Source organism: Actinoplanes sp. KI2 (assembly GCF_025630775.1).
Taxonomy (GTDB): domain Bacteria; phylum Actinomycetota; class Actinomycetes; order Mycobacteriales; family Micromonosporaceae; genus Actinoplanes.
The window spans coordinates 1-25,423 of record NZ_JAOSZE010000018.1 but is presented as its reverse complement, the minus strand read 5'-3'; the positions used below and the strand labels follow the sequence as shown (position 1 = coordinate 25,423).

The 25,423-nt window shown below is 71.0% G+C and carries 24 protein-coding genes; 18 read left to right on the top strand and 6 right to left on the bottom strand.

From position 1 onward, the window contains the following. The first annotated feature begins 207 nt into the window (after positions 1 to 207). From ODJ79_RS20025 to ODJ79_RS20005, 5 genes are all read left to right on the top strand, one after another. Positions 208 to 477: a hypothetical protein gene (locus tag ODJ79_RS20025; protein ID WP_263025024.1), complete on the top strand. Its 270-nt coding sequence runs from the start codon at positions 208 to 210 to the stop codon at positions 475 to 477. After that, entirely contained in the window at positions 474 to 3,095 is a 2,622-nt protein-coding gene (locus tag ODJ79_RS20020) for a transglycosylase domain-containing protein (RefSeq protein WP_263025023.1), read from the top strand. Before ODJ79_RS20025 ends, ODJ79_RS20020 begins: the two co-directional genes overlap by 4 nt. A gap of 88 nt (positions 3,096 to 3,183) precedes the next feature. Further along, entirely contained in the window at positions 3,184 to 3,702 is a 519-nt protein-coding gene (locus ODJ79_RS20015; protein WP_263025022.1) for a VOC family protein, read from the top strand. Positions 3,703 to 3,745: 43 nt separating this feature from the next. Beyond that, positions 3,746 to 4,585, top strand: coding sequence for an AraC family transcriptional regulator (locus ODJ79_RS20010; RefSeq protein WP_263025021.1), 840 nt, complete (start codon positions 3,746 to 3,748; stop codon positions 4,583 to 4,585). 63 nt (positions 4,586 to 4,648) lie between these two features. After that, the gene (locus ODJ79_RS20005; RefSeq protein WP_263025020.1) at positions 4,649 to 5,230 is read left to right on the top strand and encodes a dihydrofolate reductase family protein; all 582 of its coding nucleotides are present in this window, start codon (positions 4,649 to 4,651) and stop codon (positions 5,228 to 5,230) included. Here ODJ79_RS20005 and ODJ79_RS20000 read toward each other — a convergent pair. Together ODJ79_RS20000 and glnII are read right to left on the bottom strand one after the other, a co-directional pair. Then, positions 5,212 to 6,039 (bottom strand): N-formylglutamate amidohydrolase, encoded by an 828-nt coding sequence (locus ODJ79_RS20000; RefSeq protein WP_263025019.1) that lies wholly within the window; start codon positions 6,037 to 6,039, stop codon positions 5,212 to 5,214. The two genes, ODJ79_RS20005 and ODJ79_RS20000, sit on opposite strands and share 19 nt — an antisense overlap. 31 nt (positions 6,040 to 6,070) lie before the next feature. Further along, positions 6,071 to 7,078: a glutamine synthetase gene (gene glnII, locus ODJ79_RS19995; RefSeq protein WP_263025018.1), complete on the bottom strand. Its 1,008-nt coding sequence runs from the start codon at positions 7,076 to 7,078 to the stop codon at positions 6,071 to 6,073. A 243-nt stretch (positions 7,079 to 7,321) separates the two neighbouring features. Between glnII and ODJ79_RS19990 the strand changes: the two genes are divergently transcribed. Both ODJ79_RS19990 and ODJ79_RS19985 read left to right on the top strand, forming a co-directional pair. Next, positions 7,322 to 8,797: an APC family permease gene (locus tag ODJ79_RS19990; protein WP_263025160.1), complete on the top strand. Its 1,476-nt coding sequence runs from the start codon at positions 7,322 to 7,324 to the stop codon at positions 8,795 to 8,797. Further along, complete coding sequence (locus tag ODJ79_RS19985) at positions 8,794 to 9,222, top strand: hypothetical protein (protein WP_263025017.1); 429 nt, start codon at positions 8,794 to 8,796, stop codon at positions 9,220 to 9,222. Before ODJ79_RS19990 ends, ODJ79_RS19985 begins: the two co-directional genes overlap by 4 nt. A gap of 21 nt (positions 9,223 to 9,243) precedes the next feature. On the opposite strand, the gene ODJ79_RS19980 is transcribed toward ODJ79_RS19985, so the two are convergent. Continuing rightward, positions 9,244 to 9,798, bottom strand: coding sequence for a hypothetical protein (locus ODJ79_RS19980; protein WP_263025016.1), 555 nt, complete (start codon positions 9,796 to 9,798; stop codon positions 9,244 to 9,246). Between the two features lie 4 nt (positions 9,799 to 9,802). Continuing rightward, the gene (locus tag ODJ79_RS19975; protein ID WP_263025015.1) at positions 9,803 to 10,210 is read right to left on the bottom strand and encodes a hypothetical protein; all 408 of its coding nucleotides are present in this window, start codon (positions 10,208 to 10,210) and stop codon (positions 9,803 to 9,805) included. A 107-nt stretch (positions 10,211 to 10,317) separates the two neighbouring features. Between ODJ79_RS19975 and ODJ79_RS19970 the strand changes: the two genes are divergently transcribed. The 11 genes from ODJ79_RS19970 to ODJ79_RS19920 all read left to right on the top strand — a co-directional run bounded on the left by ODJ79_RS19970 (position 10,318) and on the right by ODJ79_RS19920 (position 23,572). Then, a complete protein-coding gene (locus tag ODJ79_RS19970) occupies positions 10,318 to 10,854 on the top strand; it encodes a hypothetical protein (RefSeq protein WP_263025014.1) in 537 nt (178 codons plus the stop codon). Then, entirely contained in the window at positions 10,851 to 11,348 is a 498-nt protein-coding gene (locus ODJ79_RS19965; protein WP_263025013.1) for a hypothetical protein, read from the top strand. Before ODJ79_RS19970 ends, ODJ79_RS19965 begins: the two co-directional genes overlap by 4 nt. 117 nt (positions 11,349 to 11,465) lie before the next feature. Further along, positions 11,466 to 12,560, top strand: a complete 1,095-nt coding sequence (locus ODJ79_RS19960) for a YbdK family carboxylate-amine ligase (RefSeq protein ID WP_263025012.1) — start codon at positions 11,466 to 11,468, stop codon at positions 12,558 to 12,560. Between the two features lie 152 nt (positions 12,561 to 12,712). Continuing rightward, positions 12,713 to 15,406 carry a LuxR C-terminal-related transcriptional regulator gene (locus ODJ79_RS19955; protein ID WP_263025011.1) on the top strand — a complete coding sequence of 898 codons (2,694 nt, stop codon included), beginning with the start codon at positions 12,713 to 12,715 and terminating at the stop codon, positions 15,404 to 15,406. 1 nt (position 15,407) lies between these two features. Then, positions 15,408 to 16,637 (top strand): YihY/virulence factor BrkB family protein, encoded by a 1,230-nt coding sequence (locus tag ODJ79_RS19950; protein ID WP_263025010.1) that lies wholly within the window; start codon positions 15,408 to 15,410, stop codon positions 16,635 to 16,637. 184 nt (positions 16,638 to 16,821) lie between these two features. Next, a complete protein-coding gene (locus ODJ79_RS19945) occupies positions 16,822 to 17,331 on the top strand; it encodes a DUF6069 family protein (RefSeq protein ID WP_263025009.1) in 510 nt (169 codons plus the stop codon). Positions 17,332 to 17,354: 23 nt separating this feature from the next. Then, positions 17,355 to 17,795, top strand: a complete 441-nt coding sequence (locus ODJ79_RS19940) for a hypothetical protein (protein ID WP_263025008.1) — start codon at positions 17,355 to 17,357, stop codon at positions 17,793 to 17,795. A gap of 1 nt (position 17,796) precedes the next feature. Then, entirely contained in the window at positions 17,797 to 18,291 is a 495-nt protein-coding gene (locus ODJ79_RS19935; RefSeq protein ID WP_263025007.1) for a hypothetical protein, read from the top strand. Between the two features lie 176 nt (positions 18,292 to 18,467). Next, on the top strand, positions 18,468 to 21,221 hold the full coding sequence (locus ODJ79_RS19930; RefSeq protein WP_263025006.1) for a cation-translocating P-type ATPase: 2,754 nt from the start codon (positions 18,468 to 18,470) through the stop codon (positions 21,219 to 21,221). Further along, a complete protein-coding gene (locus ODJ79_RS19925; protein ID WP_263025005.1) occupies positions 21,218 to 21,676 on the top strand; it encodes an RDD family protein in 459 nt (152 codons plus the stop codon). The genes ODJ79_RS19930 and ODJ79_RS19925 overlap by 4 nt, the downstream gene beginning before the upstream one ends. A gap of 54 nt (positions 21,677 to 21,730) precedes the next feature. Continuing rightward, on the top strand, positions 21,731 to 23,572 hold the full coding sequence (locus ODJ79_RS19920; protein WP_263025004.1) for a hypothetical protein: 1,842 nt from the start codon (positions 21,731 to 21,733) through the stop codon (positions 23,570 to 23,572). A 126-nt stretch (positions 23,573 to 23,698) separates the two neighbouring features. Here ODJ79_RS19920 and ODJ79_RS19915 read toward each other — a convergent pair whose 3' ends face one another. Together ODJ79_RS19915 and ODJ79_RS19910 are read right to left on the bottom strand one after the other, a co-directional pair. Beyond that, positions 23,699 to 24,856: a hypothetical protein gene (locus ODJ79_RS19915; protein WP_263025003.1), complete on the bottom strand. Its 1,158-nt coding sequence runs from the start codon at positions 24,854 to 24,856 to the stop codon at positions 23,699 to 23,701. Next, entirely contained in the window at positions 24,853 to 25,017 is a 165-nt protein-coding gene (locus ODJ79_RS19910) for a hypothetical protein (protein WP_263025002.1), read from the bottom strand. Before ODJ79_RS19910 ends, ODJ79_RS19915 begins: the two co-directional genes overlap by 4 nt. Between the last annotated feature and the right edge of the window lie 406 nt (positions 25,018 to 25,423).

Genomic DNA, 25,423 nt, shown 5'->3' with positions numbered 1-25,423 from the left:
GCCCGGCGATCGCCACCTTTCGGGTGACCTGACCTCGCCATCGCCCCGATTTGCGCGGTCGAGGTACGGTGGTCGATGTCCTGTATTGACGGCACGCACTGCCGTCGGCGTTCGGGTGAGCGCTGTCGGACCACCGCGGATTGTTCGACGTCCGCCAAGCGATTCAGGCCGACGGCATTCCGGCCGATGGTCCGGTGGGACGGGTGCGTGATCTCGGTTCCGGCGCTGGTGGCAGCCATTGTCGGGGCAATTCCTGTGGATTTCCTGAATCTGGGTTTTGAGTCGAATTTCACTGCCACCGCGTTTCGAGTAGCCAGCAAAGGGAGATCCCGCGTAGTGTTCGCCGCCATGCGTGCGCAGCCGAAGATCGACGGACGCTTGCTTCCGGAACGAAAGAGGACCCGCCCCATTCTCTGCGGTGTGAATGTGCTCACGCACCGTATTTACCGAATGGCACACCGGGGGACGGCGGCATGAATTCGTACGGACGGGCCGGCGTGCCCGGGCAGGGGAACGCCGCATCGGGCCGCGCGTCCGCCAAGGGCAGCGCGTCGGTGGGCAGCGCCTCGGTGGGCAGCGCTTCGGCGGGTGGCCGGGCCTCGGTGGGCAGCGCCTCGGCGGGTGGCCGGGCCTCGGTGGGCAACGCCTCGGCGGGTGGCCGGGCCTCGGTGGGCAACGCCTCGGCGGGTGGCCGGGCCTCGGTGGGCAACGCCTCCGTCGGCAGCGCCTCGGTGGCCCGTGCGGCCGTGCGGCCGGCCATCGACCTGTCTGCGCCGCCACCACCGACCGATGGCCGGCCGAAGACCGCGAAACGCCGCCGGCGCAGGAACTTCCTCACCGCGGCGGCCGCCGTGCTCGTCATCATGCTGGGCGCCGGCGTGGTCGGCGGCACCTACTTCTTCGACGACGTCGCGCTGCCCTCCCCGGTCACCGAGGACCAGTCGAACGTGATCCTGGACAGCACGGGCGCCGTGCTGGCCCGGCTGGGCGACGCGAACCGCACCGTGGTGCCGGAAGCGCAGATCAACAAGGTCGTCGAGCACGCCGTCGCGGCCGCCGAGGACAAGAATTTCTACACCCACCACGGCATCGACGTGAAGGGCATCGTCCGGGCCGCGTGGAACAACTTCACCGGCGGCGCGACCCAGGGCGCCTCGACGATCACCCAGCAGTACGCGCGGCACGCGGCCGACCTGAAGGCGATCAGCATCAACCGCAAGCTGCGGGAGGCGGTCATCGCCCGCAAGCTCGAGTCGACGTACAACAAAGACCAGATCATGGGCATGTACCTGAACTACATCGACCTCGGTGAGGGCAGGTACGGCATCGAGGCCGCGGCGCAGGGCTACTTCGGCAAGTCGGTGACCACGCCGGCCGGGCAGAAGAACGCCATCTCGGCGTCCGAGGCCGCGGTGCTCGCCTCGATCATCAAGCAGCCCTACCCCAACTCCGCGGACCGGGGCTACGACCCGAACTACAACCCCACCGGCGCCAAGGACCGGTGGGAGTACACGATGAAGAACATGCTCGAGATGGGCTGGATCAGCCCCGCCGAGTATGCCGCCCGGAAGTACCCGACGGTCCGTAAGCCCACCGCGAACTCGTGCAAGACCTGCGCCGCGAACAAGCCGGTCGGCATGATCTTCCGGCACGTGCAGAACGAGCTCGCCGGGCTCGGCATCTCCCAGGCCGACTTCGACAAGGGCGGGCTCACGATCACCACGACGATCGTCCCGGACGTGCAGAAGGCGGCCGAGGAAGCGGGTTCCCGGCAGAGCGAGAGCTCGCCGATGCACAAGACACCGGCCACCTATCAGGCCGCGGTGATCGGCATCGACCCGAACACCGGGCGGGTGCTCGGCTACTACGGCGGGGACAAGCCCAACGGCATCGACTACGGCGGCTACATGGCGGGCGACGGCTCCGGGGTCATCGGCGGCCAGTCCCCCGGCTCGAGCTTCAAGATCTACACCCTGGCGGCCGGGCTGAAGGAGGGTTTGTCCTTCCAGAGCACCTGGGACGACAAGAAGAAGCGGCCCAACGGCTCGGTGATCAGCAACGCGGGCGCCGACCCGGGCAAGATCTGCGGCGGCAACGGCCGGAACTGCCCACTGGAGACGGCGACGATCAAGTCGTACAACTTCCCGTTCTACTGGATCGCCGACGCGATCGGGCGGGACAAGGTGATCGCCGCGGCCAAGGCGGCCGGGCTCAAGCACATGTACACCGACGGCGGCAAGCTCGTCGACCTGACCACGACCGACAAGTCGACCTGGATGCGGAACGGCTACTTCGACAACGAGGTCGCCTTCGGGCAGTACCGGGTCCCGCCGCTCGAGCACGCCGAGGGCGTCGCCACCATCGTCGCCGGCGGCGTGCACCACCCGGCGCACTTCATCGAGAAGATCAAGCGGGTCGACCCGGACACCGGCAAGGTCTCGTACCTGAACCCGGAGAAGGCCGGCGGCAACCGGGTCTTCGACGCCGACCAGATGGCCAACCTCGACGGGGTGCTCAAGAAGATCGTCATCGCCGACAACCGGGATCTCGACGGCGGCCGGGAAAGCATCGCCAAGTCCGGCACCTGGGAGTACACGACCGCGAAGGGCGACGACGGCGGCTCGGGCGACTGCTGGTTCGTCGGCGGCATCCCGCAACTGGCCGTCACGGTCTGGGTCGGCGGCAAGGACAAGCGGGTGCCGCTGAAGGATCCGCTCACCGGCAAGAACATGTTCGGCGCCAACACTCCGTCGCGGATCTGGAAGCAGTTCCTGGACACCGCGGCCGAGAGGATGAACTGGAAGAACCAGGACTTCCCGGCGCGGGTGACCACCGGCGAACCGGACAAGTTCGGCAACGGGATCAAGCCGGCCACGCCGCCACCGACCCCGCCGGTGACGCCGCCGACCTGCGCAGTGCCCGTGGTCAACGGCACCTGCGACGGCACCGGCAAGAACGACGGTGGCGGGCAAGGCAACAACGGCGGCCAGAACGGCGGCGGGACGCCGACCACCACCGAGCCGACCGTGGCACCGACGGTGACGCCGACCGTGACCGTACCGACGACCGTGCCGACCAGGCCCACGCGCGGGTAGGGCGCCGAGCCGGGTCGTTCCGGACAGAAACTGGCAACAATGCGGCTTAGCGTGGTGCGCATCCGCTACCTGAGACAGGAGAGCTGTCGTGGAGAGCACCGCGCCCGCCGGGTACACGAGTGTCGCGCCGTGGGTGGTCACGCCGGACACCGGGAAGCTGCTGGAGTTTGTGGCCGCCGTGTTCGGCGGGGTTGAGCTGGGGCGGGTGCCGCTCGAGGACGGGTCGATCGGGCATGCCGAGATCCGGGTGGGCGACACCGTGCTGCTGGCGTTCGATCGCCGGGACGGCTGGCCGGCGATGCCGTCGCTGCTGCGGGTGTTCGTCGACGACGCGGACGCGGCCGTCGAGCGAGCCGTCGCGGCCGGTGCCGCGGTGGTGACGGCGCCGGCCACGCAGGCGTTCGGGCAGCGGGGCGGCCGGGTGCGGGATCCGTTCGGGAACATCTGGTGGATCAGTGCCGTGGTCGAGGACGTGCCGGTCGAGGTCGGCCTGCGGCGGCTGGCCGAGCCGCGCTACGCCGAGGCGATGCGGGAGGCGCAGGAGACCCTCGATCGGGAGCTGAGCGGCCGGGCTTCCACCGGCGTCAGCCGGCCGGTCACCGGCTGACCCCGAGCCGATGCTCTCGCGGGGTGTCGGCGATGCTGTGGGCGTGGAGTACGTGTCCAGAGTGCCGCGACCGCCGCTGGACGGGCTGATCGACGACCTCTACTACCTGGCGGGTGCGCCGCCGTACGCCCGGCTGACGCTGCCGCCGATGCCGGCGGCGTTGCTCATCGTCAACCTCGGGCCGCCGTTCCGCATCCGCGCCGGCACCGACATCGAGACGGCCGAGTATGCCGACGGCTGCGCGGTCACCGTGCCCACCCGCGCGTTCGAGTTCGGCTACCCACCCCGGACCCGGTCCGTCGGCGTGCACCTCAAGCCGTGGGGGCTGGCGCCGTTCCTGCCGATGCCCGCGGCCGAGCTGCGTGACCGGCCGGTGACGGTGGAACAGGTTTGGGGCCGCCCCGCCGTTGCCGAGCTGCGCGACCGGCTGGCCACGGCGGCCGGACCGCACGAGATGCTGACGCTGCTCGAGGAGGAGCTGATGCGGCGGCTCTGCGCGACCGCCGGCCTGGGGCTGGTCCGCCGTACGAGCAGCGTCATCGCGGCGACCGGCGGGACGGTGGCGATCGGCGACCTGACCGTCGCAGCCGGTGTCAGCAGCACTCATCTGGCACAGCGGTTCAAGGAGCTCGTCGGCGTCACGCCGAAGCGGCTGGCCCGCACCCAGCGCCTCGCCGCCACCCTGCTGACGATCGACTTCGCCGGACCGATCGACTGGGCCGACGTCGCCGGTGGCGCCGGCTACTTCGACCAGGCCCACTTCGGTCACGAGTTCCGGGCGTTCACCGGGCTCACGCCGACCCGCTACGCCGACGTCCGGCGGCGGTTCCTGCGCGAACATCCCGGCCACGTGCTGGACGGCTGGTCGCTGCCGGCCGATTGATTACCTACAAGAGCGACCGCTCACGAGACGCTAACTTGAGGGCATCCCAGCAGAGGAGAGCCCGTGGGCAAGGTGGTCATATACAGCTCGGTGTCGGTGGACGGCTTCGTCGCGGACGACAACGACCAGCCCGGGCCGCTGTTCGACTGGTTGACCAGCGGCGACGTCCCGCTGGACGAGAGCGGCCAGCTGAAGGTGTCGCAGACGTCCTACGACTACATCCGGCCGTACTGGGACCAGATCGGGGTGACCGTCGTCGGCCGCCACGTCTTCGACATGACGGACGGCTGGGACGGGAAGCCGCCCGGCGGGATGGACCACATGGTCGTCGTGACGCACCGGCCGAGGCCCGAGGGCTGGCACCCCGAGGCGCCGTTCCACTTCGTCGACGGCGTCGAGGCAGCCGTGGCCAAGGCGCAGGAGCTCGCGGGTGACCGCATGGTCGAGGTCGCCGCCGGCGACGTCGGTGGCCAGGTGCTCGCCGCGGGCCTGGTCGACGAGGTGCGGATGGACGTCGTACCCGTCGTGTTCGGGTCCGGCAAGCGCTACTTCGGATCGGTCGACGCGCAGCACCTGCTGGCGGATCCGGACGTGGTGATTGCGGGCAACCGGGTGCTGCACCTGCGCTACCGGGTGCGCCGCTGACCCTGGTTGCCGGGCGGGCCACCGGATGGCGCTGGTCCGGACACCGAGTCGATCAGGGCGGCCAGGGCGGCGGCCAGCCGGTCCAGGCCCGCGTGCGGCGGCCCGCCGGGCTCGGTCATGTAGCCGTCGCGGCGGATCTCGATCATCAGCGCGGCGACGCGCGGGTCGGTGCCGTAGTAGTCGAGCGGCACGTAGCAGCCGGCGAACGGCGTGTTCAGCGCATGCTCCGGGAACGCCGCCTGCGCGGCGGTCAGCAGCCAGCCGGGCGTGTGGTCGCGGTCCGTGCCGAGACAGACCGCTGGGCGGGCGCCTTCGCGATGGATTTCGTACGGGAGGAGCACCGTCGCGTAGGAGTGGACGTCCACAATGACCGCCCGGCCGACCGCCGCCAGCCGGTCGGCCACCAGTCCCGCGAGGGCCGCCGAGTACGGCACGAAGTGCGTCCGGAGCAGGGCTTCATCCCGTACGCCGTCGTCGTCGCGAAGCTTGCGGCCCGCGAAGCCGGCCGTGTAGACGGCGCCCATGCCGACCGCCCGCATCTCCTCGCGGTCGTCCGGGAAACGCTCGGGATCGACCACCAGGCGCGACCAGCGGTTCGCGAACGTCCAGGGCCGCTCGTGCGCGAGGCCGGCCGCCCGGGCCGCGATCAGATCGGTGTGCGCGTCGGTGAGGTGGTCCAGCTCCTCCCCCAGCTGCGCATCGGTGACCAGCAGGCCCGCGCGCGCCTCCGGGGTGATCGCCCGGGACGCGTGCGGGACGTGCAGGATCACCGGCGACGCCGAGGCGCCGGGCGTGATGTCGAAGATCATCGCCCGGCAGCCTACGCCGCGCGCCGGCGGCTCAGGCCAGGGCCGAGCAGCAGGTGTTGATGATCAGCCGGGTGGTGACGTACGGGTCGCAGTTGGCGTTCGGGCGGCGATCCTCGATGTAGCCCTTGCCGTCCTTCTCCACCTGCCACGGGATACGCACCGACGCGCCCCGGTCGGAGACGCCGTAGCTGTACTCGCTCCACGGCGCGGTCTCGTGCATGCCGGTGAGGCGGTGCTCGATGTCGGCACCGTAGCCGGCGATGTGCTCGTCGACCTTGCCCTCGCCGCCGAGCGCCTCGCAGGCCGTGAGGATCGCCTTGTAGTCCTCGCGCATCGCGTTGGTGGAGAAGTTGGTGTGCGCGCCGGCGCCGTTCCAGTCGCCCTTGACCGGCTTCGGGTCGAGGGTGGCGGCCACACCGAAGTCCTCGGCGACGCGGTAGAGCAGCCAGCGGGCCACCCACAGCTCGTCGGCGACCTGCGGCGCGCCGACCGGGCCGATCTGGAACTCCCACTGGCCGGGCATGACCTCGGCGTTGATGCCGGACAGGTGCAGGCCGGCCTGCAGGCACAGGTCCATGTGCTTCTCGACGATGTCGCGGCCGAAGACCTCGTCCGCGCCGACGCCGCAGTAATAGCCGCCCTGCGGGGCCGGGAATCCGCCGCCCAGCGGGAAGCCGAGCGGGCGCCCGTCCTGGAAGAAGGTGTACTCCTGCTCGATGCCGAAGATCGGCTCCTGGCCGGCGAACTTCTCCGCCGTCTCGGCGCAGGCGGCGCGGGTGTTGGTCGGGTGCGGGGTGCCGTCGATCAGCAGCACCTCGCACAGCACCAGCACGTTGCCGCCGCCGCGGATCGGGTCCGGACAGGTGAAGACCGGCTTGAGCACGCAGTCGGACTTGTCGCCGGGCGCCTGGTTGGTGCTCGAGCCGTCGAAGCCCCAGATCGGCAGGTCGTCCACGGAGTCGACGATCTTCGTCTTGCTGCGCAGCTTGGCGGTCGGCTGCGTGCCGTCCACCCAGATGTACTCGGCCTTGAACGCCATGGTGTCTCCAAGCATCGAAGCGTGGCAATGGGAAATCGCCGGACGACACTGGCGCGGCTGCCGAATGATATCTAGTCGATCTTGCTGGCCGCGCGTGTCGGAGGGCGTGTGTGATGTCACGCTCCGCGTTAACACGCGCGAAACACGGACCGTTAACTCGCCAGGGATGAGGTCTCGATCAACGACCCCCGCCGATGATTCGAGAATCGGTCACTCTGTCGGAAAGGAGCCGGCGTGAGCGCGATGGACGTGCCCGCTCGAGGGGTACCCGCGGCCGCCACACCCGCGGCTGCCAAGCCGAAACCCATCCACTACATCTCCTGGATCGCGCTGGCCCTGATGACCACCAGCTCGGTGGCCAGCCTGCGCGCCGCACCGACGATGGCCGTGTACGGCCTGGCCTGCATCTTCCTGTACATCGTGCCGGCCATCGTGTTCCTGCTGCCGACCTCGCTGGTCTCGGCGGAGCTGGCCTCGGGCTGGTCCGGCGGCGTCTACAACTGGGTGAGCCAGGGCCTGTCGAAGCCGATGGGCTTCCTCGCGGTCTGGTGCCAGTTCGCGATGACGATCTTCTACTACCCGAGCCTGCTCGGCTTCGTGGCCAGCACCCTCGCGTACGTGATCAACCCGGAGCTGGCCTCCAACGGTCTGTGGACCGCGATCGTCATCATGGTCTGCTACTGGACCGGCGTCTGGGTGTCGTCCCGCGGCACCGGGTCGGTGGCCGGCCTGGCCAGCGGTGGGCTGATCATCGGCACGCTGATCCCCGGCGTGGTGCTGGTGACGCTCGGCGTGGTCTTTCTCGGTCAGGGCAACGAGTCCGCGGCGCCGATGGACGCCGGTCACCTGTTGCCGGCCTGGGCGGGCCTGTCCAGCCTGGTGCTGATCGTCAACAACTTCCTGTCGTACTCCGGCATGGAGATGAACGCGGTGCACGTCGGCTCGCTGCGGAACCCGGGCAAGGAGTTCCCGAAGTCGATGTTCCTGGCCATGGGCCTGGTTCTGCTGATCTTCATCTTGCCGGCGCTGGCGATCAGCTGGGTGGTCCCGGCCGACCAGCTGTCGCTGACCGCGGGCGTGATGCAGGCCTTCGACGCGATGTTCGCCCAGTTCGGCTCCACCTGGCTGACCCCGATCGTCGGCATCATGCTGGTGGCCGCCTCGCTGGGCGGGATGCTCACCTGGCTGGCCGGGCCGTCCAAGGGCCTGCTGCTGATCTCGCGCCAGGAGGGCTACCTGCCGCCGTTCCTGCAGAAGCTCAACAAGCACGGCGTGCAGCAGAACATCCTGGTCACCCAGGGCCTGATCACCACGGTGATCGCGCTCGGCTACGCGCTCATCCCGGACGTCTCCAGCGTGTACTGGATCTTCTCGGTGATCACCACGCAGGTGTACCTGATCGTCTACCTGCTGATGTTCGTGGCCGCGGTGCGGCTGCGCCGCAGCCAGCCGGACCACCCGCGCGGCTACAAGGCGCCGATGCTGGTCGGGCTGTGCGGCGTCGGCTTCGCGGCCTCCCTCGCCGCGCTGCTGATCGGCTTCATCCCGCCGTCGCAGTTCGGCGGCGGCAACCCGTGGATCTACTTCCTGATCGTCGCGGTCGGCGCGCTCGGCCTCGGCCTGCTCGTGCCGTTCCTGTTCTACCGGGCCCGCAAGCCGTCGTGGAAGACGGCGGACGCGGAGACGGCCGACCCCGAGGCGGAGGTGGCGCAGTCATGATGGACAAGCACCGCGAGCGCAAGGTGACCTGGCTGGTCATCGGGGTCTTCTTCCTCGGCCTGATGATCGTGTCCGTGGCGGTCTTCCACACGGACAAGAAGAACCAGGCGGCGGTCGACAAGGCCACCCAGCTCAGCACCGAGCTGGCACAGGCCGGCCTGCCGGTCCCCGACGCCCAGCAGATCTACAACGTGCTGGGCGACGACGGCGGCCCGGTCTGCGCGGCGCCGGCCAACGCGCTGGCCAAGAGCATCCTGTACGGGCAGCTCACCAACGGCGCCGCCGGGCCGGGCATGCGGCCGGTCATCGCGGACAACAAGGCCACCCAGGGCGTCCTGCTGATCGTCAAGGTCTACTGCCCGGACGAGGCCGAGCACTTCCAGGACGTCGTCAACGACCTCAAGTACGCGGACGTGGCTTCCTGACAGCGCGCCGGAGGCCGGCCCTCAGCGGTACTTGGACCACCGGGGGCCGACCTCCAGCCATTCGTCCTGCCAGGTGCGCAGCCGCTGCCGGTCGAGCAGCCGGCGGCAGAAGAGCCAGATCGCGGCCAGCGCCGCGGCGACCAGCAGGAGGGTGACCGCCCCGACCCCGGCCGCGTGCGTGGCGGGGCTGTGGTGCGGCGGCGCGGTGCTCACCGCGCCGGTCTCGTCCACCCAGATCGGCACCCACGCGCCGGCCGCGGTGCTCAGCGCCGCCGTGACCGGTCCGGTGCGCGGCGAACCGTCCGGCGCCTTCCACCGGGCCTGCGCGGTGCCCTGCGGCGCGGCCGGCTTGCTCACCAGCACCGCCCACACCTCGAACCGGTGCGTGCGGTCCCACGCCGCGGCCTTCTCCTCCGCGCGGTACGCGCCGCGCGACGTGCCGACGGCCATCGCCGAGCCGGCCAGCGCGAGCGTGATCAGCAGCACGGCGTTCAGCCATGCCTCCACCCGGTCCGACCCACGGCGCAGCGGGTTGCGGTGCCAGCCCAGCCGCCGCAGCAACGAGCGGATTCCCATCGCGTCAGCAGGCGCCGTGCATCGCGTCGCCGAGCGCCTTGACGTTGGTCTCGAGCGTGGTCACGGCCTGGCGCACGGCGTCGAAGGCGGACTTGCCGGGTGCCGACTTGGCCGCGTCCACCGACGTGCTGAGCTGGTCGAGCGAGGTGCGGATGGCATCCGCCTGCGGCTTCCACTGGGACTTCGCCGAGGCGATCAGCGCCTGCACGTCGGTGCGCAGCTGGATCAGGTCGGTACGCAGCTGGTTGAGGCCGTTCTCGGCCACGTTGGTGTCCCGGACGTGCTGTGCGGAGTTCTGCACCGCGGTCAGGTTGTCACAGACCGCCGCCGTCGGCGTTTCGCTGGTGGAACAGGCGGCCACCGGCAGGACGGCGAGCACGGCGGCGGACACGAGAAGCGCTATCTGTCGCATGACGTCGAGCATCGCCGGGCCCGGTCGCGGACACGTCACCCCAGCCGGATGAGGTGGTCTCGACGGCCCCGGCGGGAGGCTGGGCGCATCGAGGAAGGGAGCGCCTCATGGCGATCGGACCGGTCCAGCTCATCGTGCTGGGCTTCACGCACCCCGACTTCCATGGCGAGGTCATCGCCGAACTGGAGCGGCTCCGGGCGACCGACGCGATCCGGGTGATCGACGCGCTCGCCGTCTACAAGGACGCCAAGGGCGAGATCGAGGTCGAGCATCTCAGCAACCTGACCGCCGAGGAGGCGGTCGAGCTCGGCAGCAAGGTGGGCGCGCTGGTCGGGCTCGGCATCGAGGGCGAGGAGGGTCTCGAGGCGGGCGCCGCCCTGGGCGCGGCCGCGGCGGCCGACGGCATCGAGGTCTTCGACGACGACCGGGCCTGGGACGTGATCGAGGAGATTCCCGACGACAGCGCCGCGGCGCTGCTGCTGATCGAGCACCACTGGGCGGTCCCGCTGCGCGACGCGATCGCCCGGGCCGGCGGGTTCCGGCTCGCCGACGCGTTCATCAGCCCACTCGACCTGGTCGGCATCGGCCTGGTCACGGCTGCGGAGGCAGCCGAGCTGCACCGCCTGGAGGGTGCTTCATCATGACCACGTTCGTCTTCACCCAGGCGGCCCGGATGCGCGACGTCATGGTCGGCGCCGTCTATCAGGCCGGGGACGCCGGGGAGTTGGTGGTGCAGAGCGTGCGGTACACGGCGACCCGGCCGTTCACCGGCTCGACCGCGGACACCGTGCAACGCCGGCTCGGCGAGATGGCCGCGCGCGGCGCCGTCGAGCGGGAGAAGGCTCGCAGCCGCGCCGCGGTGGCCTTCGATGCGGCGATCACCGCGCTGGCCACCAACGCGGTGGTCGACAAGATGGTCGACGCCCAGCTCGACCGGGTGCTGCGTCCGCTGGTCCGGGACATCCTCGACGACGTCCTGGAGATGCTGGAGAAGGAGCCGGAGCGGGTCCAGTCGCTGGTCCGCGGCCAGCGCGACACGATGGTGGACGAACTCGTCGGCCGGATCCGCAGCGGTGCCGCGGCCGGCGACGTCGCCGTCGACCGGGTCACCGCGCGGGTGTTGCGCCGGGACGCCTGACGCCGCATCCGGCCCCACCGGACATTTCGAAGATCGAGTCACCCCCTGCGGATGAGGTCGCGCTCTCCCCGCGACCGCACGCTGGCCGCACGTGCGCAGCGAACAATGGGGGACGCGATGCTCACGATGGGGGTCGAGGAGGAGTTCCTGCTGCTGGCGCCGGACGGGGCGGTCGTGCCCTCGGCGCCGCGGGTCGCCCGGCTCGCGGCCGCCGGCGACCAGATCAAGCCGGAGTTCCTTTCCTGTCAACTGGAAACCACGACGGCGGTCTGCACCAGCCTGGACCGGCTCCGGCGGGAGCTCGTCCGGCTGCGGTCGCGGGCCGCGGACGCCGCGAGCCGGGCCGGTGCGAGCCTGGTCGCGGTGGGGACGCCGCCGTTCGCGGCCGGCCCGCTGGACGCGGTGACCGACGAGGCGCGATACCGCGACCTGGCCGGGCGCTTCCCGGGCGCGGTGGCGGCCGGTGGCACGTGCGCCTGTCAGGTGCACATCGGCGTACCGGATCGGGATCTTGCCGTCGAGGTGCTGGCACGGATCCGGCCGTGGCTGCCGGCGCTGCTGGCCCTGACGGTGAACTCACCGTTCGCCGGGGACCGGGACACCGGCTGGGCCAGCTACCGCTTTCACCTGCAACAACGCTGGCCGACCTTCCGGCCGCCCGGAGCGTGGGCCGGCGCCGTGCGATACGACCGGGTGGTGGGCTCGCTGGTGTCGGCCGGCGCGGCCCTCGATCGGAGCGGCGTCTACTTCCTGGCCCGGTTGTCCGAGCGCTACCCGACCGTCGAGATCCGGGTGGCCGACGCGTGCCTGGGCGTACCGGACACGGTTTTCTTCGCCGGGGTGGTCCGCGCGCTGGTCGCGACGCTGATCGACGAGGCCCGGCGGAACATCACCACGCTGCCGATCCCGACGGGTCTGGTCGACGCCCACCTCATCACGGCCGCGCACGGCCAGGTGCGGATACCGCGCAGCCGGACGCCCGGCGACGACTCGCCCGCTGGCGGCGCGGTGGCCCGGCTGATGGCCAAGGTGACGCCCGCGCTGGCCGCCTCGGGCGACGCCGAGGACGTCTTCGCCGGTCTCGAGCGACTACGACGCGACGGCACCGGGGCGGACCGGCAGCGCCGGGCCTGGGAGCGGGCCGGATCGCCTACGGATTTCGTCGATTTCCTGGCCGGCGCCACTACTTCCGTCGCAAAGGCACACAAATAGAACGCAGTCAACACATACCCCGTTGACCGCTTTTACGTAGTGAGAGGGTCACTCAGCGCTTAAGCTTAATCCGTTTCGGACGATGCGGGAGTCGTCTCCCGCGGACAACGATGATCCAGTCGATCAGACGCAGTGCTGCGGAGGGGGCAGTTGTGACAGCTGAGCTCGTCGTCCCGGCACCGATCTCCTCACCGGCGGCGGCCGCGGCCACCGGCGGCGATCCGTTGCTGCAATCGAAGTTCGCCCTGCCGGAACCGCCCAGTTTCCTGGTTGCCCGGCCCCGGCTCACCGAGCGCCTCGCCCGCGGCGTCCGCGAACCCGTGACCCTGGTCGTCGGGCCGGCCGGCGCCGGAAAGACCCAGCTCGTCGCCTCCTGGGCCACGAGCGGGACGCCCGGATATCCGATCGGCTGGATCACGCTCGAAGAAGAAGACAGCCAGACGGACGCGTTCTGGGCGTATGTCCTGGAGGCCCTGCGCCGGGCCGGTGTGCTCGTCCCGGGCACGCTGTCGGCGCCCCGGGCGGCCGGTCCGGCCGACCGTTCCTTCCTGGTCCGGCTCGCCGCCGCGCTGGCCGAGCAGCCCGAGCCGGTCGTGCTCGTGCTCGACGGCGTGGCCAACCTGCCCGGCGAGCACTGGGCCACCGACCTGGAGTTCGTCCTGCGGCATGCCGGCCGGATGCTGCGGCTGGTGATGGTCAGCCGCTGGGACCCGCCGCTGCCCCTGCACCGTTACCGGCTGGCCGGCCGCCTCGAGGAGGTGCGCAGCGAGGATCTCGCCTTCACCGCCGACGAGACCGCGGAGCTGCTCACCCTGCACCGGGTGCCGCTGAGCCGGGACGGCATGACCCAGCTCCTGCAGCACACCGAGGGCTGGGCCGCCGGGCTGCGGCTGTTCGCGATGGCCCTCGAGGACTCCGGCGACGCGGAAAACCTGGTCGCCACGATCACCGGCAACGAGGCGACCATCGCCGAGTACTTCGTCGACGAGGTGCTGCGGATCCAGCCCGGGCACGTCCGCCGGTTCCTGCTGGAAACCAGCATCCTGGACATCTTCACCCCGGAGCTGGCCGAGGCCGTGACCGGGCGGTCCGACGCCCGCTGGCTGCTGGCCGGCCTCTGCCGGCAGAACGCGTTCGTCCAACCGGCCGGCGACGGGCTCGGCGCGTACCGGTGCCACCGGCTCTTCGCCGAGCTGCTGCAGGCCCAGCTCAGCCGGGAGGCGCAGGACCGGATCCCCGAGCTGCACCGGCGGGCGGCCACCTGGTTCGCCGCGGCCGGGCAGATCACCGAGGCGATCACGCACGCGGCCGCCGCCGGTGACTGGGCCCTCGCCGCCTCGATCGTCATCGAGGACCACGCGGTCGGCCGCCTGCTGCTGGGCGGGCGGGACAGCCGGCTCGCCGAGCAGCTCGGCGGGCTGCCGGGCGACCTGGAGAGCCCCGAGGCGGCCGTGGTCGCGGCCGCGCTCGCGCTCGCGCTGCACGACGTGGAGACCAGCACGGCCCAGCTGGAACGGGCCGAGGAGCTGATGATGAGCCGTCCCGACGGCTACAGCCCCGCGCTGGCCCTGGCCCACCTGGTCACCGACGTCGTGCTGGCCCGGATGCGGGGCGACACCGACGGCGTGCTGCAGGCGGTCGCCGCGGCCGAGCAGATGCTCGCCGAGACCCCGCCCGAGCGGCTGGAACGGCACGGCGAGCTGAGGGCGCTGGTGCTCGCCGCGCGCGGCGACGTGCAGAGCCGGACCGGCGCGGTGGACGCGGCCGCGGTCACCCTCACCGAGGTGGCCAACGCGGCGGCGGGCAACTGCGAGAGCGTCCGGATCGACGCGCTGGCCCACCTCTCGCTGATCGAGGCGTACCGCGGCCGGCTGCGGCACGCCGAGAAGCTCGCCGATCAGGCGACCGAGCTGGCCGACCGGATCGGCGGCACCGCGTCCCGGCCGGTCGGCGCCGAGCTGGCGCTGGCCTGGGTGGCGATGGAGCGCTACGACATCGACACCGCCGGGCGGCACCTGCGGGCGGCCGACCCGCGCCGGATCCGGCCGAGCGACGGCATGGTCCACGCGGCGTTCGCGCTGATCCGCTCGCGGCGCCTGCAGGCGCGCGGCGAGCTGCGCGGCGCACTCACCGCGCTCGGCGACGCCGGGCACGTGCCGGGCGGCCTGGCCGCGCCGTGCTGGCTCAGCCGCCAGGTGACGCTCACCCAGGCCCGGCTGCTGGTCACCATGAGCCGGCCGGACAAGGCCCTCGAAACGCTCGGCAAGCTGGCCGAGCCGGACGCCGACGACGCGGTCGTGGTGCGCGCCGCGGCGCTGGCCGCGGCCGGCGAGGCCGAGCAGGCCCAGCAGCTGGTCGAGCCGGTGGCCGGCGCGGCCGGCGTGGCCGGGCCGGTCAGCCTCGAGGCCTGGCTGGTGCTGGCCACCGTCGCGGCCCGCCGCGGCGAGGTGGACGAGGCGCGGGGCGCGCTGCGCCAGGCGCTGCGGGCCGCCGCACCGGAGTCGCAGCGCCGGGCAGTCCAGCAGGTCTGGGCCGACCTGCGCCGGGTGTTGCGCGACGACGACGAGCTCGCCACGCAGTACCGCCAGCTCCAGGGCGCCGCGCACGCCACGCCGGCCAGCACCGCCGCCGCCGACACCGGCGTCGTGGTCTTCGAGGCGCTCAGCAAGCGTGAGATGGAGGTGCTCGACGGCATGGCGGCGATGCTGCCCACCGAGGAGATCGCCGCGACCCTCTACGTCTCGGTCAACACGGTCAAGACACACGTACGCAGCATCCTGCGCAAGCTGTCCGCCTCCCGGCGCAACGAGGCCGTGCGGCGGGCACGCTCGCTCGGCCTGCTCTGACATGGACGCGGAACGCGGGCTCGCCGCCCTTCCCGGGTGGCTGCGCCCGCGCGCCGCGCTCGTGCTTGCCTCCTGGTTCGGCACGCTGCTGCTGCGCTGCGTCACCGGCTTCCTGCAGGTGCAGATCTTCGACCGGGCGATGGGGCTGGCCGCGCAGGCGTTCACCTCGATCTTCCCGCTGCTGATCATGTTCGGCGCGCTGATCGGCGCGCAGCACTCGAACGAGCTGGCCGACGCGCTGGACCTGCCCGAGTCGTCCCGGCGGCTGCTCACCGACGCGCTCGGTGACACCGGGTTCGGCACCTTCGGCGTGCTCAGCGCGCTGATCGTGCTGGTGTCGGCGACCGGGCTGGCCCGGGCCATGGTGCGCGCGTACGCGACGGTGTGGAGCATCGGGAAGGTGCGCTCCGGGGTCGGGGCGGCGCTGCGCTGGATCCTGGTGGTCATCCTGCTGAGCGTCTTCGTGATCGCCAGCCGGGCGATGGGCACGCTGGCCGACGACTCGCCGTTCCCCTTCCTCACCGACACCACCACGCTGTTCGTCCTGGACGCCGCGATCACCCTGGTGGTGCCCTGGTTGCTGCTCGGCCGGATGGTGCCGGCCCGCCGGCTGCTGCCGGGCGCGCTCGCGTTCGCGCTGATCATGCTGGCCGTGCGGCCCGCCGGGCACATCTACCTGCCCCGGGCGCTGCGCTCCAGCAGCGCGCACTACGGGACGATCGGGCTGGCCTTCACGTACATCGGCTGGCTTTATGTCATCTCGTTCTGCCTGCTCGCGGCGACCGTGGTCGGGCAGGTTCTCGCCGCGGATCCCAGCCTGGTCGGCCGGGTGATCCGCGGCGAGGCGACGCTGCGCACCCTGTCAGTGGCGATACGCCCGCGTCAGCTCGGAGCCGTGCGCCACCGTGGCGTACAGGACGATCGCGGACAGGCCGATGGCGATCACCGACCAGATCGGGTAGACCGAGACGTACGCGAAATTGATCACAAGGGCCAGGACGGCCAGGACGATCGCCAGCATCCGGGCCCAGACCTGGCCGAGCATCAGGCCGGCGCCGACGATCATGAGGACCACGCCCAGGATGATGTGGATCCAGCCGAGGGTGGTCAGGTTGACATTCAGCAGCAGGTCGGACCGGCTGCCCTCGAGCGCCTCCGGCCGGACCAGGGCGAGCGATCCGATCGTCAGGTGCGCCCCGCCGAGAAGCACCAGCATCAGGCCGCCGAATAAGACCCACGCGATCCAGCCGGTCGGCTCGTCGCTCCGATGTGTTGCCACCACGCCTCCCCCTTCGAGTCGGTGACCACAGCGTCGCCTCCAGGCTCGCCGAGCCGCGTCATCTGCGGTGGATGAGGTATGTCCGCTCGCCCCGTCGCGATACTCGGGACGACAGGTTCCCCCTGGGAGGATGGCAATGACCAACGTCTATCGACCGGCGACACCTCCGCAACCCGTGCTCAACGCCGGCCGCCTGTGGGCCGGCGGCGCCGCCACCGCGCTGGTGGCCGCGCTGATCGCCGTGGTCGGCATCCTGTTCGGCCGGGGCGTCTTCGACGTCGAGGTGCTCGCGCCCAAGGGCGACGGCGTCTGGGGCGACGCCTCCACCTTCTGGTACGCCCTCGGCGCCGGCATCGCCGCCCTGCTCGCCACGGCCCTGATCCAGCTGCTGATCCTCACCACCCCGAGACCGATGCGCTTCTTCGGCTGGGTGATCGGGCTGGCCACCGTGGCGGCCATGCTCGCGCCCTTCGTCACCGACGAGTCCACGGCGTCGCGCTGGTACACCGCCGGGCTCAACCTGGTGCTCGGCATCGCCATCGGCACGCTGGTGTCCGGCGTCGCCAAGAGTGCGCTGCGGCCGCCGCTGCCGCAGCCCGGCGTCGGGCGCCCGGTCCCGCCACCGACCCCGCCGCAGTACCGCTGAGAGGGAAGCTGAGAGGGAGATTTATGGCAACGCAATATGCCCGGCCCGGTGAGGCGACCGGCCTCACCAAGTGGGTCGGCTGGGTCCTGTTCACCGGGGTCGTCATGATGGTGAGCGGGCTGATCAGCCTGATACAGGGGTTCGTCGCGCTCTTCGACGACGACTTCTACCTGGTCAAGGCGGAGTCCCTGGCGATCGACCTGAGCTACACCACGTGGGGCTGGGTGCTCGTCGCGTTCGGCGTGATGCTGCTGGGCGCCGGCTACGCGGTGATGTTCGGATACACCTGGGCCCGGTTCCTCGCGCTGATCGTCGTGTTCGTGCACGCGATGATCAACATGACCTTTCTGGCCTCCTACCCGATCTGGTCGATCATCGCGATCGCCCTCGACCTGATCGCGATCTACGCGATCGCCGTGCACGGCGCCGAGGGCAAGCTGCTCCGGCGCTCGGAACGCGAGTGACATGACGGTCCGGAGCCGGCTGCGGTTCCGGCTGCGGCACGAGACCGCGGAGGGTACCGCGGCCGGCGTCTACGGCCTCATCGTGGGCTCGTCGGTGCTGCTCACCGCTCATGCCGAGACGGCGTACAAGCTCGACATCATCGTGATCGTCACGCTGACGATCTACTGGGTGGCCGAGCGGTACGCCAAGATCGTCGCCGAGCGGATCCACGAGGGGCACCGGCCGGCCTGGCACGTGGTGCGCGAGCAGCTCACCGGCGGCTGGGAGATCATCAGCCTCACCGTGCTGCCACTGCTCACCCTGCTGCTGGCGACGGCGCTCGGCGCCGGGTTGAGCCTGGCGATCCTGCTCGCGCTGATCTGCAGCACCATCCTGCTCGGCGCGGTCGGCTGGTACATGGGCAGCCAGCTCGAGCCCGCCGAGCGGGCGGTGTCCACGCTGGTGGCGACCGCCTTCGGGGTGGTCATGATCGCCCTGAAGATTCTTCTGCACTGACCATCATCCTCATGGGATGACGCGCACCGGCCCGCCGGGCGGCAGCATCGGCGCGAAGGAGGTGCAGTCATGTTCGGAACTCGTCGCGTGGCCCGCCGTACCGGCCGCCGGACGGCCCGCCGGGTAGCCCGCCGCCGCTAAGCCACCGGATTTTCTATTCACCTCAGGAGCCTTCGATGGCGATAGCGACATCCCCACCACCGTTCCATACCCTGTCGGTCGCCGAGGCGCTGCAGGCCGAGGAGGTCGACCAGCAGTCCGGCCTCAGCACCGCGGAGGCCGAGAGACGACGGGCGGAGTTCGGCCCGAACAAGTTCGCCGAGGGCAAGAAGGAGCCCTGGTGGCGAGCGTTTCTGCGGCAGTACGCCGACCCGATGCAGATCGTCCTGCTGGCGGCCGGCATCGGCAGCATGGTGCCGCTCAAGCAGTGGGGCACCGGCATCCTGCTGATCCTGCTCACCCTGCTCAACGCCTTCCTCGGCCTGCAGCAGGAGGGCAAGGCGGCGGCGGCGATCAGCGCGCTGCAGAAGATGATGATCATCAAGGCCAAGGTGCGGCGCGACGGCCGGCTCGTCGAGCTGCCGGCCGAGGAGCTGGTGCCCGGCGACGTCGTGCTGATCGAGGCCGGCGATCTGGTGCCGGCCGACGGGCGGCTGCTGCGCGCGGCCACCCTGGAGATCGCCGAAGCGGCGCTGACCGGGGAGAGCCTGCCGGTCAGCAAGAGCGTCGAGGCGTGCGGGTCGGTCGACACGGACCTCGGCGACCGGTCCGACATGGCGTACATGAACACCAACGTCACCCGGGGCTCGGGCGAGCTGCTGGTCACCGCGACCGGCATGGCCACCGAGGTCGGCCACATCTCCGGCATGCTGCAGACCCAGAAGGAGGAGGACACCCCGCTCACCCGGCAGCTCGCCGCGCTGACCAACCAGATCCTCTTCGTCTCCGGCCTGGCGCTGATCGCGTCGATCGTCCTCAACCTGGCCCGGGGCAACGAGTTCACCGTGGTCTTCACCGCCGCGGTCGCCTTCGCCGTCTCGGCCATCCCGACCGGCCTGCCGGCCGTGGTGACCACGATCCTGTCGCTGGGCACCACGACACTGGCGAAGTCCCACGCGATCGTCAAGCGGCTGCGCTCGACCGAGACGCTGGGCTCGACCTCGGCGATCAACTCGGACAAGACCGGGACGCTGACGCTGAACCAGATGACCGCCATCGAGATGACCATCCCGGGCCGGCGGTACACGGTCTCCGGCAGCGGCTATTCCACCGACGGCTCGATCCAGCGGGTCGCCGGGCAGCCGGACACCCCGCTCGACGACTTCCTGCTGCCGATGGCGCTCGCCTCGGACGCGGTCGCGCAGGACGGGGAGATGATCGGCGACCCGACCGAGGGCGCCCTCGTGGTGCTCGCCGAGAAGGGCGGGATCGGCGTCGTCGCGACCCGCGAACAGTACCCGCGGGTGGCCGAGCTGCCGTTCGACGCCGCGTACAAGATGATGGCGACCTTCCACCGGATGACCGACGCGTCGGGCAAGGCCGTCATCCGGGCGTTCATCAAGGGCGCACCCGACCAGTTGCTGGCCCGGGCGACACACACGCTCGCGCCCGCAGACCTGTCGATCATCAACGTGGACGCCGCGTTCAAGGAGCGGTACCTGGACGAGAACAAGCGGCTCGCCGAGCAGGGCCTGCGGGTCATGGCGACCGGCCGCAAGGACTTCGACCCGGCCACCTTCAACGGCGACGGCGACCTGCTCGCGGCGCTGGACGGGATGACCGTGCTGGCCCTGGTCGGCATCGTCGACCCGCCCCGGCCGCAGGCCAAGGCGGCGATCGCCGAGGCGCACGCGGCCGGCATCCAGGTCCGGATGATCACCGGGGACCACGCGGTCACCGCGGCCGCGATCGCCGGCAAGCTCGGCATCGAGGGCCGGGCCATCACCGGCAACGACTTCGCGGCGATGACCGACGCGCAGGCCGACGAGCAGATCGACGGGATCGGCGTGATCGCCCGGGTCACCCCGGAGCACAAGGTGCGCCTGGTCGAGGTGCTCAAGCGCAAGGGGCACATCGTCGCCATGACCGGCGACGGCGTGAACGACGCGCCGGCGCTGAAGAAGGCCGACATCGGCATCGCGATGGGGATCACCGGCACCGAGGTGAGCAAGGAAGCCGCCGCGATGATCCTCACCGACGACGACTTCGCGACGATCGTCACGGCGGTGCGGCTGGGCCGCGAGCTCTACGACAACCTGAAGAAATACATCTTCTTCCAAATGGGCGCGCTCGTCGGCATGGTGGTCACATTCCTGGCCGCCAGCATCTTCAACATCGCGGCCGGCGTGCCGTTCGTGCCGTTGCAAACGCTGTGGCTGAACTTCACCACCCAGGTGTTCCAGTCCATCGGGCTCGGCTACGGCAAGGGCGACCCCGAGATCATGCAGCGCAAGCCACGCCGCTCGGACGAGCCGCTGCTGAGCCGCGGGTCGCTCGGCTGGCTCGGGGTCGTCGGCCTGGTCATGGGTATCGCCACGCTGCTGGTGATCTGGTGGGCCGACCGGGAGTGGAACATCGAGACGGGCCGCACCATGGGCGTCACCGCGTTCGCGATCATGAACCTGTTCTGGTCGTGGACCGTGCGCAGCGACATCCGGTCGGTGTTCAGCTTCGAGACGTTCAACGATCGGCGCTTCGTGATCACCAGCGGCATGTCCGTGGCGGCCATCTTCCTGGCCACCCAGCTGGACTTCCTCCAGCGCCTGCTCGGCACGGTCAGCCTCAACGCCGTCCAATGGATCATCTGCATCGGCGCGGCCCTGACCGTGATCGTGCTGACCGAGATCCGGAAGATGGTGCTGCGGCGCCGCGGTTCGGGTAACCCGCCCGCGACCGAGACTGAGCCCGTTCCTGTCGCCGTGGCGGCATGAGCGCGACTGCGGCTGACCGGCCGGCGATGGCTGCGGCCTCGCCGGCCGGTTTCGCGGGCGTCGTCTCCCGGACCATCGCGTACGTCGTGGACTCGCTGATCGTGTCGGTCGCGTCGGTCGGCACCGCGACCGGGATGAGCCTGATCGCCTCGGTCCTCGGCAGCGACGCCCATGCACTGGCCAAGACGCTCACGACCGTGTACCTGGCGGTGCTGCCGGCGGTGTTCGCGCTCTACTGCGCGGTGTTCTGGGGGCTGACCGGCCGCACCCCGGGGATGGCGCTGGCCGGGGTCCGGGTGGTCAACATGTCCCGGGGCCGGGTGCGCTGGATCGCGGCCCTGGCACGCGGAATCCTGCTGGCCTACTTCCCGATCGGTGCACTGTGGATGCTGGTCGACCGGCGGCACCGGGCGATCCACGACCTGATCGCCCGCACGCTCGTCGTCCGGCTGTAGGGACGGCTGTAGGGACGATTGCCCGGCCCACGACGGCGGCGTAAGACAAGGGACATGCGCCGATTCCTCGTCCTGGCCATCACCGCGCTCTCCGTCGTCGCGCCGTCGAGCGCGGCGGTCGCTTCGGCCGGCGACACGCTGCTTCCGTTTCCCAGCAACCGGTTCACGGTCCCCGACCGCAGCAGCCCCACCGGCCTGCGAGTGCATTTCACGGCCGACGAGCTGCCGGCCAACGTGGCCGGTGTCCACATCGACCCGACGGAGTGGAATCGGCAGGACGGCTTCAGTCCCGGCACCCCGATCCTCGTGCACGCGCCGGGGCTCTCCCCGGGCGACGTCGCGCCGGTCACCGACATCGGCCGGTCGCTGGCGCCGGCGTCACCGATCCTGCTGATCGACACGCGCACCTGGCAGCGCACGCCGTACTGGGCCGAGTTCGACGCGCACGCCACCACCGACCCGCTGCTGATCATCCGGCCGGCGGTGGCGCTGCACGAGGCGACCCGGTACCTGGTCGTCGTCCGCGGCACCCCGCGGGCGACGCCCACCCGCCTGCGCGCCGACCTGCGCCGCACCGGCGTCCACGACGCGTACCTGGCCTGGGATTTCACCGTGGCCAGCGAGCGCGGCCTGACCGGCCGGATGCTGCGGATGCGCGACGACGCGTTCGCGCGACTCGGCCGGCAGGCGCCCGCCTTCACCGTCACCCAGGTCACCGACTACACCGCCGAGCAGGACGCCCGGATCGCCCGGCAGGTGCGCGGCACGGTCGCGGTGCCCAGCTACCTCACCGGCGCCGGTGACCCCGGCTCCCGGCTGAACTACCGGTCGACCGGGGCCGACGCCCTGCCCGCCGCGACCGGGCAGACGCTGCAGGCCGATTTCGTCTGCAACCTCCCGCGCTCGGCGAGCGCCGCCACGCCGGCCCACCTGTCGCTCTACGGCCACGGGCTGCTCGGGTCGCCCACCGAGATCAACGCGGGCAACGTCAAGGACATGTCGCAGACGTACGACTTCATGTTCTGCGCCACCAGCTGGATCGGGCTGGCCGCCGCCGACGTGCCGTACGTCGCCTCGGTGTGGACCGACCTGAGCCGGTTCCCGTCGGTGCCCGACCGGCTGCAGCAAAGCTTCCTCAACTTCCTGTACCTGGGCCGGGTGATGACCGGCCGGGGCGGCTTCGCCTCGAGCCCGGCGTTCCAGGACGCCCAGGGCCGCGGCCTGCTCGACCGGGCCGGCGGCATGCACTACGACGGCAACAGCCAGGGCGGCATCAACGGCGGCGCGCTGGCCGCGATCGCCCAGGACTGGACCCGCTCGGTGCTCGGCGTCCCGGCGATGAACTACAGCACGCTGTTGCAGCGCAGCGTCGACTTCGCGCCGTTCCAGCAGCTGATGGACCGGTCCTATCCCGGCAAGGACGATCAGCAGGTGATCCTGGCGCTGCTCCAGATGCTCTGGGACCGCGGCGAGGCCGACGGCTACGCCCAGCACCTGACCCGCGACCCGTTGCCCGGCACGCCGCCGCACCAGGTGCTGATGCACGTCGCGTTCGGCGACCACCAGGTCTCCCCGGCCGCCGCGCAGGTCGAGGCCCGCACGATCGGCGCCCGGATCCACGAGCCGGCGCTCGCCCCCGGCTGGACCGACGAGGTGGTGCCGTACTGGGGCATCCGCCCGATCCCCCACTACCCGTACCACGGCTCGGCGTTCGTGGTGTGGAACAGCGGGCTGGCGTTCGCGCCGCCGCCGACCAACCTGGCGCCGGCCGGGCCGCAGTACGGCACCGACCCACACGAGTTCCCGCGGGCGCAGCCCGAGGCGCAGCAGCAGAAGGCGGCGTTCCTGCTCACCGGAAAGGTGATCGACGTCTGCGGCGGCGGCCCGTGCCCCTAGCCAAACCGGTCGACTCGTGACGGCATGCGGCAGGCTCCGCCTTCAACGCCACGCGACCGTAGCCCGCCAGGTGGTGTCGGCGGGAACGCGCCTACTGCGGCGAGTCCGGTCCGGGCAGCGATCCGGTCAGGCTCCCCCGTTGCGCAGGATCCGGGCGTTGAGCGCCATGTTCGCGGCGAACTGGCTGTTGACCACCCGATGCGAGTCGAGCCGCAGCTGCGTGGCCGGGTCGTACCGGCCGAGCTTCACGAACCCGTCCGAGAACCAGCCCTTGCCCGAACCGGTACCGTCCACATAGGCCGAGTAGGTGGCGTTGCCGGGCCAGATCACCCGGGTGAGCAGCGACGAGAGGGCCGTCATGTCGGCGTCGGTCCAGGCGTTGCCGCGGGCGCGGGCCTCCGTCACGTACGCCATGACGCCGTTGCCGTGGCTGACATCCTGCCCGGGCCGCTTCGCCCGCCCCCAGGTGTCGTCCCAGAAGTAGGCGGTCGGCTCCACCGGGTTGCGTCGCAGCTGCCGGCGCATCCGCTGGTCGAAGTCGCCGGCCACGGCCAGGTAGCGGGCCTTGCGGGTGGCGTCGGTGGTGACCTGGGCGAGGTTGAGCGCGATCAGAGCCCAGTGCGCGGACAGGTGGGTCATGCCTCGGTAGACGGTGTCCTGCGGGCCGCGGGAGTACCACTTCTCGAAGACCTGCACCTCGGCGAAGTCGAGCAGCCGCCGGTAGCGGTCGCCGGTCAGCCCGGCGTCCCGCATCGCGACCAGCAGGCCGGTCCCGTACCGCCAGAAGTAGCTCTCGTAGAGCGGCACCTCGTCGCCGTTCTGGCCGGTCTTCGACGAGGCCCAGCCGAGGTATTTGTCGTGGAACCTGCTCTGCGGCAACGAGGCCGACGGGGTCGCCGCGGCGGCCACGTTCTCGGTGAACTGGAGCGCCCGGTCGAGGTAGCGACCCTCGCCGGTGGCCCGGAACATCGCCACGCAGGAGTCGACCGAGTAGGACAGGCCGTAGTGGTCCCAGCTGTCGGTCGAGCGGGACAGCGGCAGGCCGTTCCGCAACTGGTAGTCCCAGCTCTGCTGGAAGACGCTCGTCCAGTCGGCCACCGAGCGCAGCCTGGTGACCGCCGGCCGCGAGGACGAGGGGGCCGGCAGCGGCGCGGACGAGGGGTCCGGCGGCGGCGAGGACGAGGGTGCCGGCAGCGGCATCATCGTGGCCAGCGCCTTGTCGTTCCCGCAGGCGGCGAGCACCGAGGCCGCGCCCAGCAGCAGAACGGTTCGTCGCGTCGTCACAGCGGCACCGCCTCTGCGCTGCCGGCCGCCGCGGCGTAGTCGACCCCGTCGGCGTGCGCCGGGCCGGCGTCCAGGAGCAGCCCCGCCGACGCCGCAACGGTGGTGGCCAGGACGGTGCGAAACAGGCCGCCGTGCAACCGACGGGACACAGACAGACGCATGCGTTCCTTCCCCGTTCTGGTGAACCGGCGCACACGATATTTCACTTTCAGTGATTTCGTCTATCGTTACGCTCAGTATGTGAACGTTCGGCTGAGGCCCGCGGCCCTTCAGTCTCCATCTAGGGACTCGGAGTACTCTGGTCGAGTCAACTACTTTAAGTAATGACGAATACGCGCAACATCACTTAGAGCACACACCACCGTGGGACGCCAGCGCCCACATGGTGCGCGAGGGATGCGCGGGACTCGGCAGGGGACGCGGGCGTCGCAAGCGGCGGCCCCTGCCCCTGACGGGACACCGGCCGCCGCCGCTATCGCCTAGCTCCCGGACGGGGTGACCACCGTGCCGGCCTTGCCGGCGAGGATCAGGGCGGCGTCCTGGAGCGCCCCGATCGCGGCCGTGTCG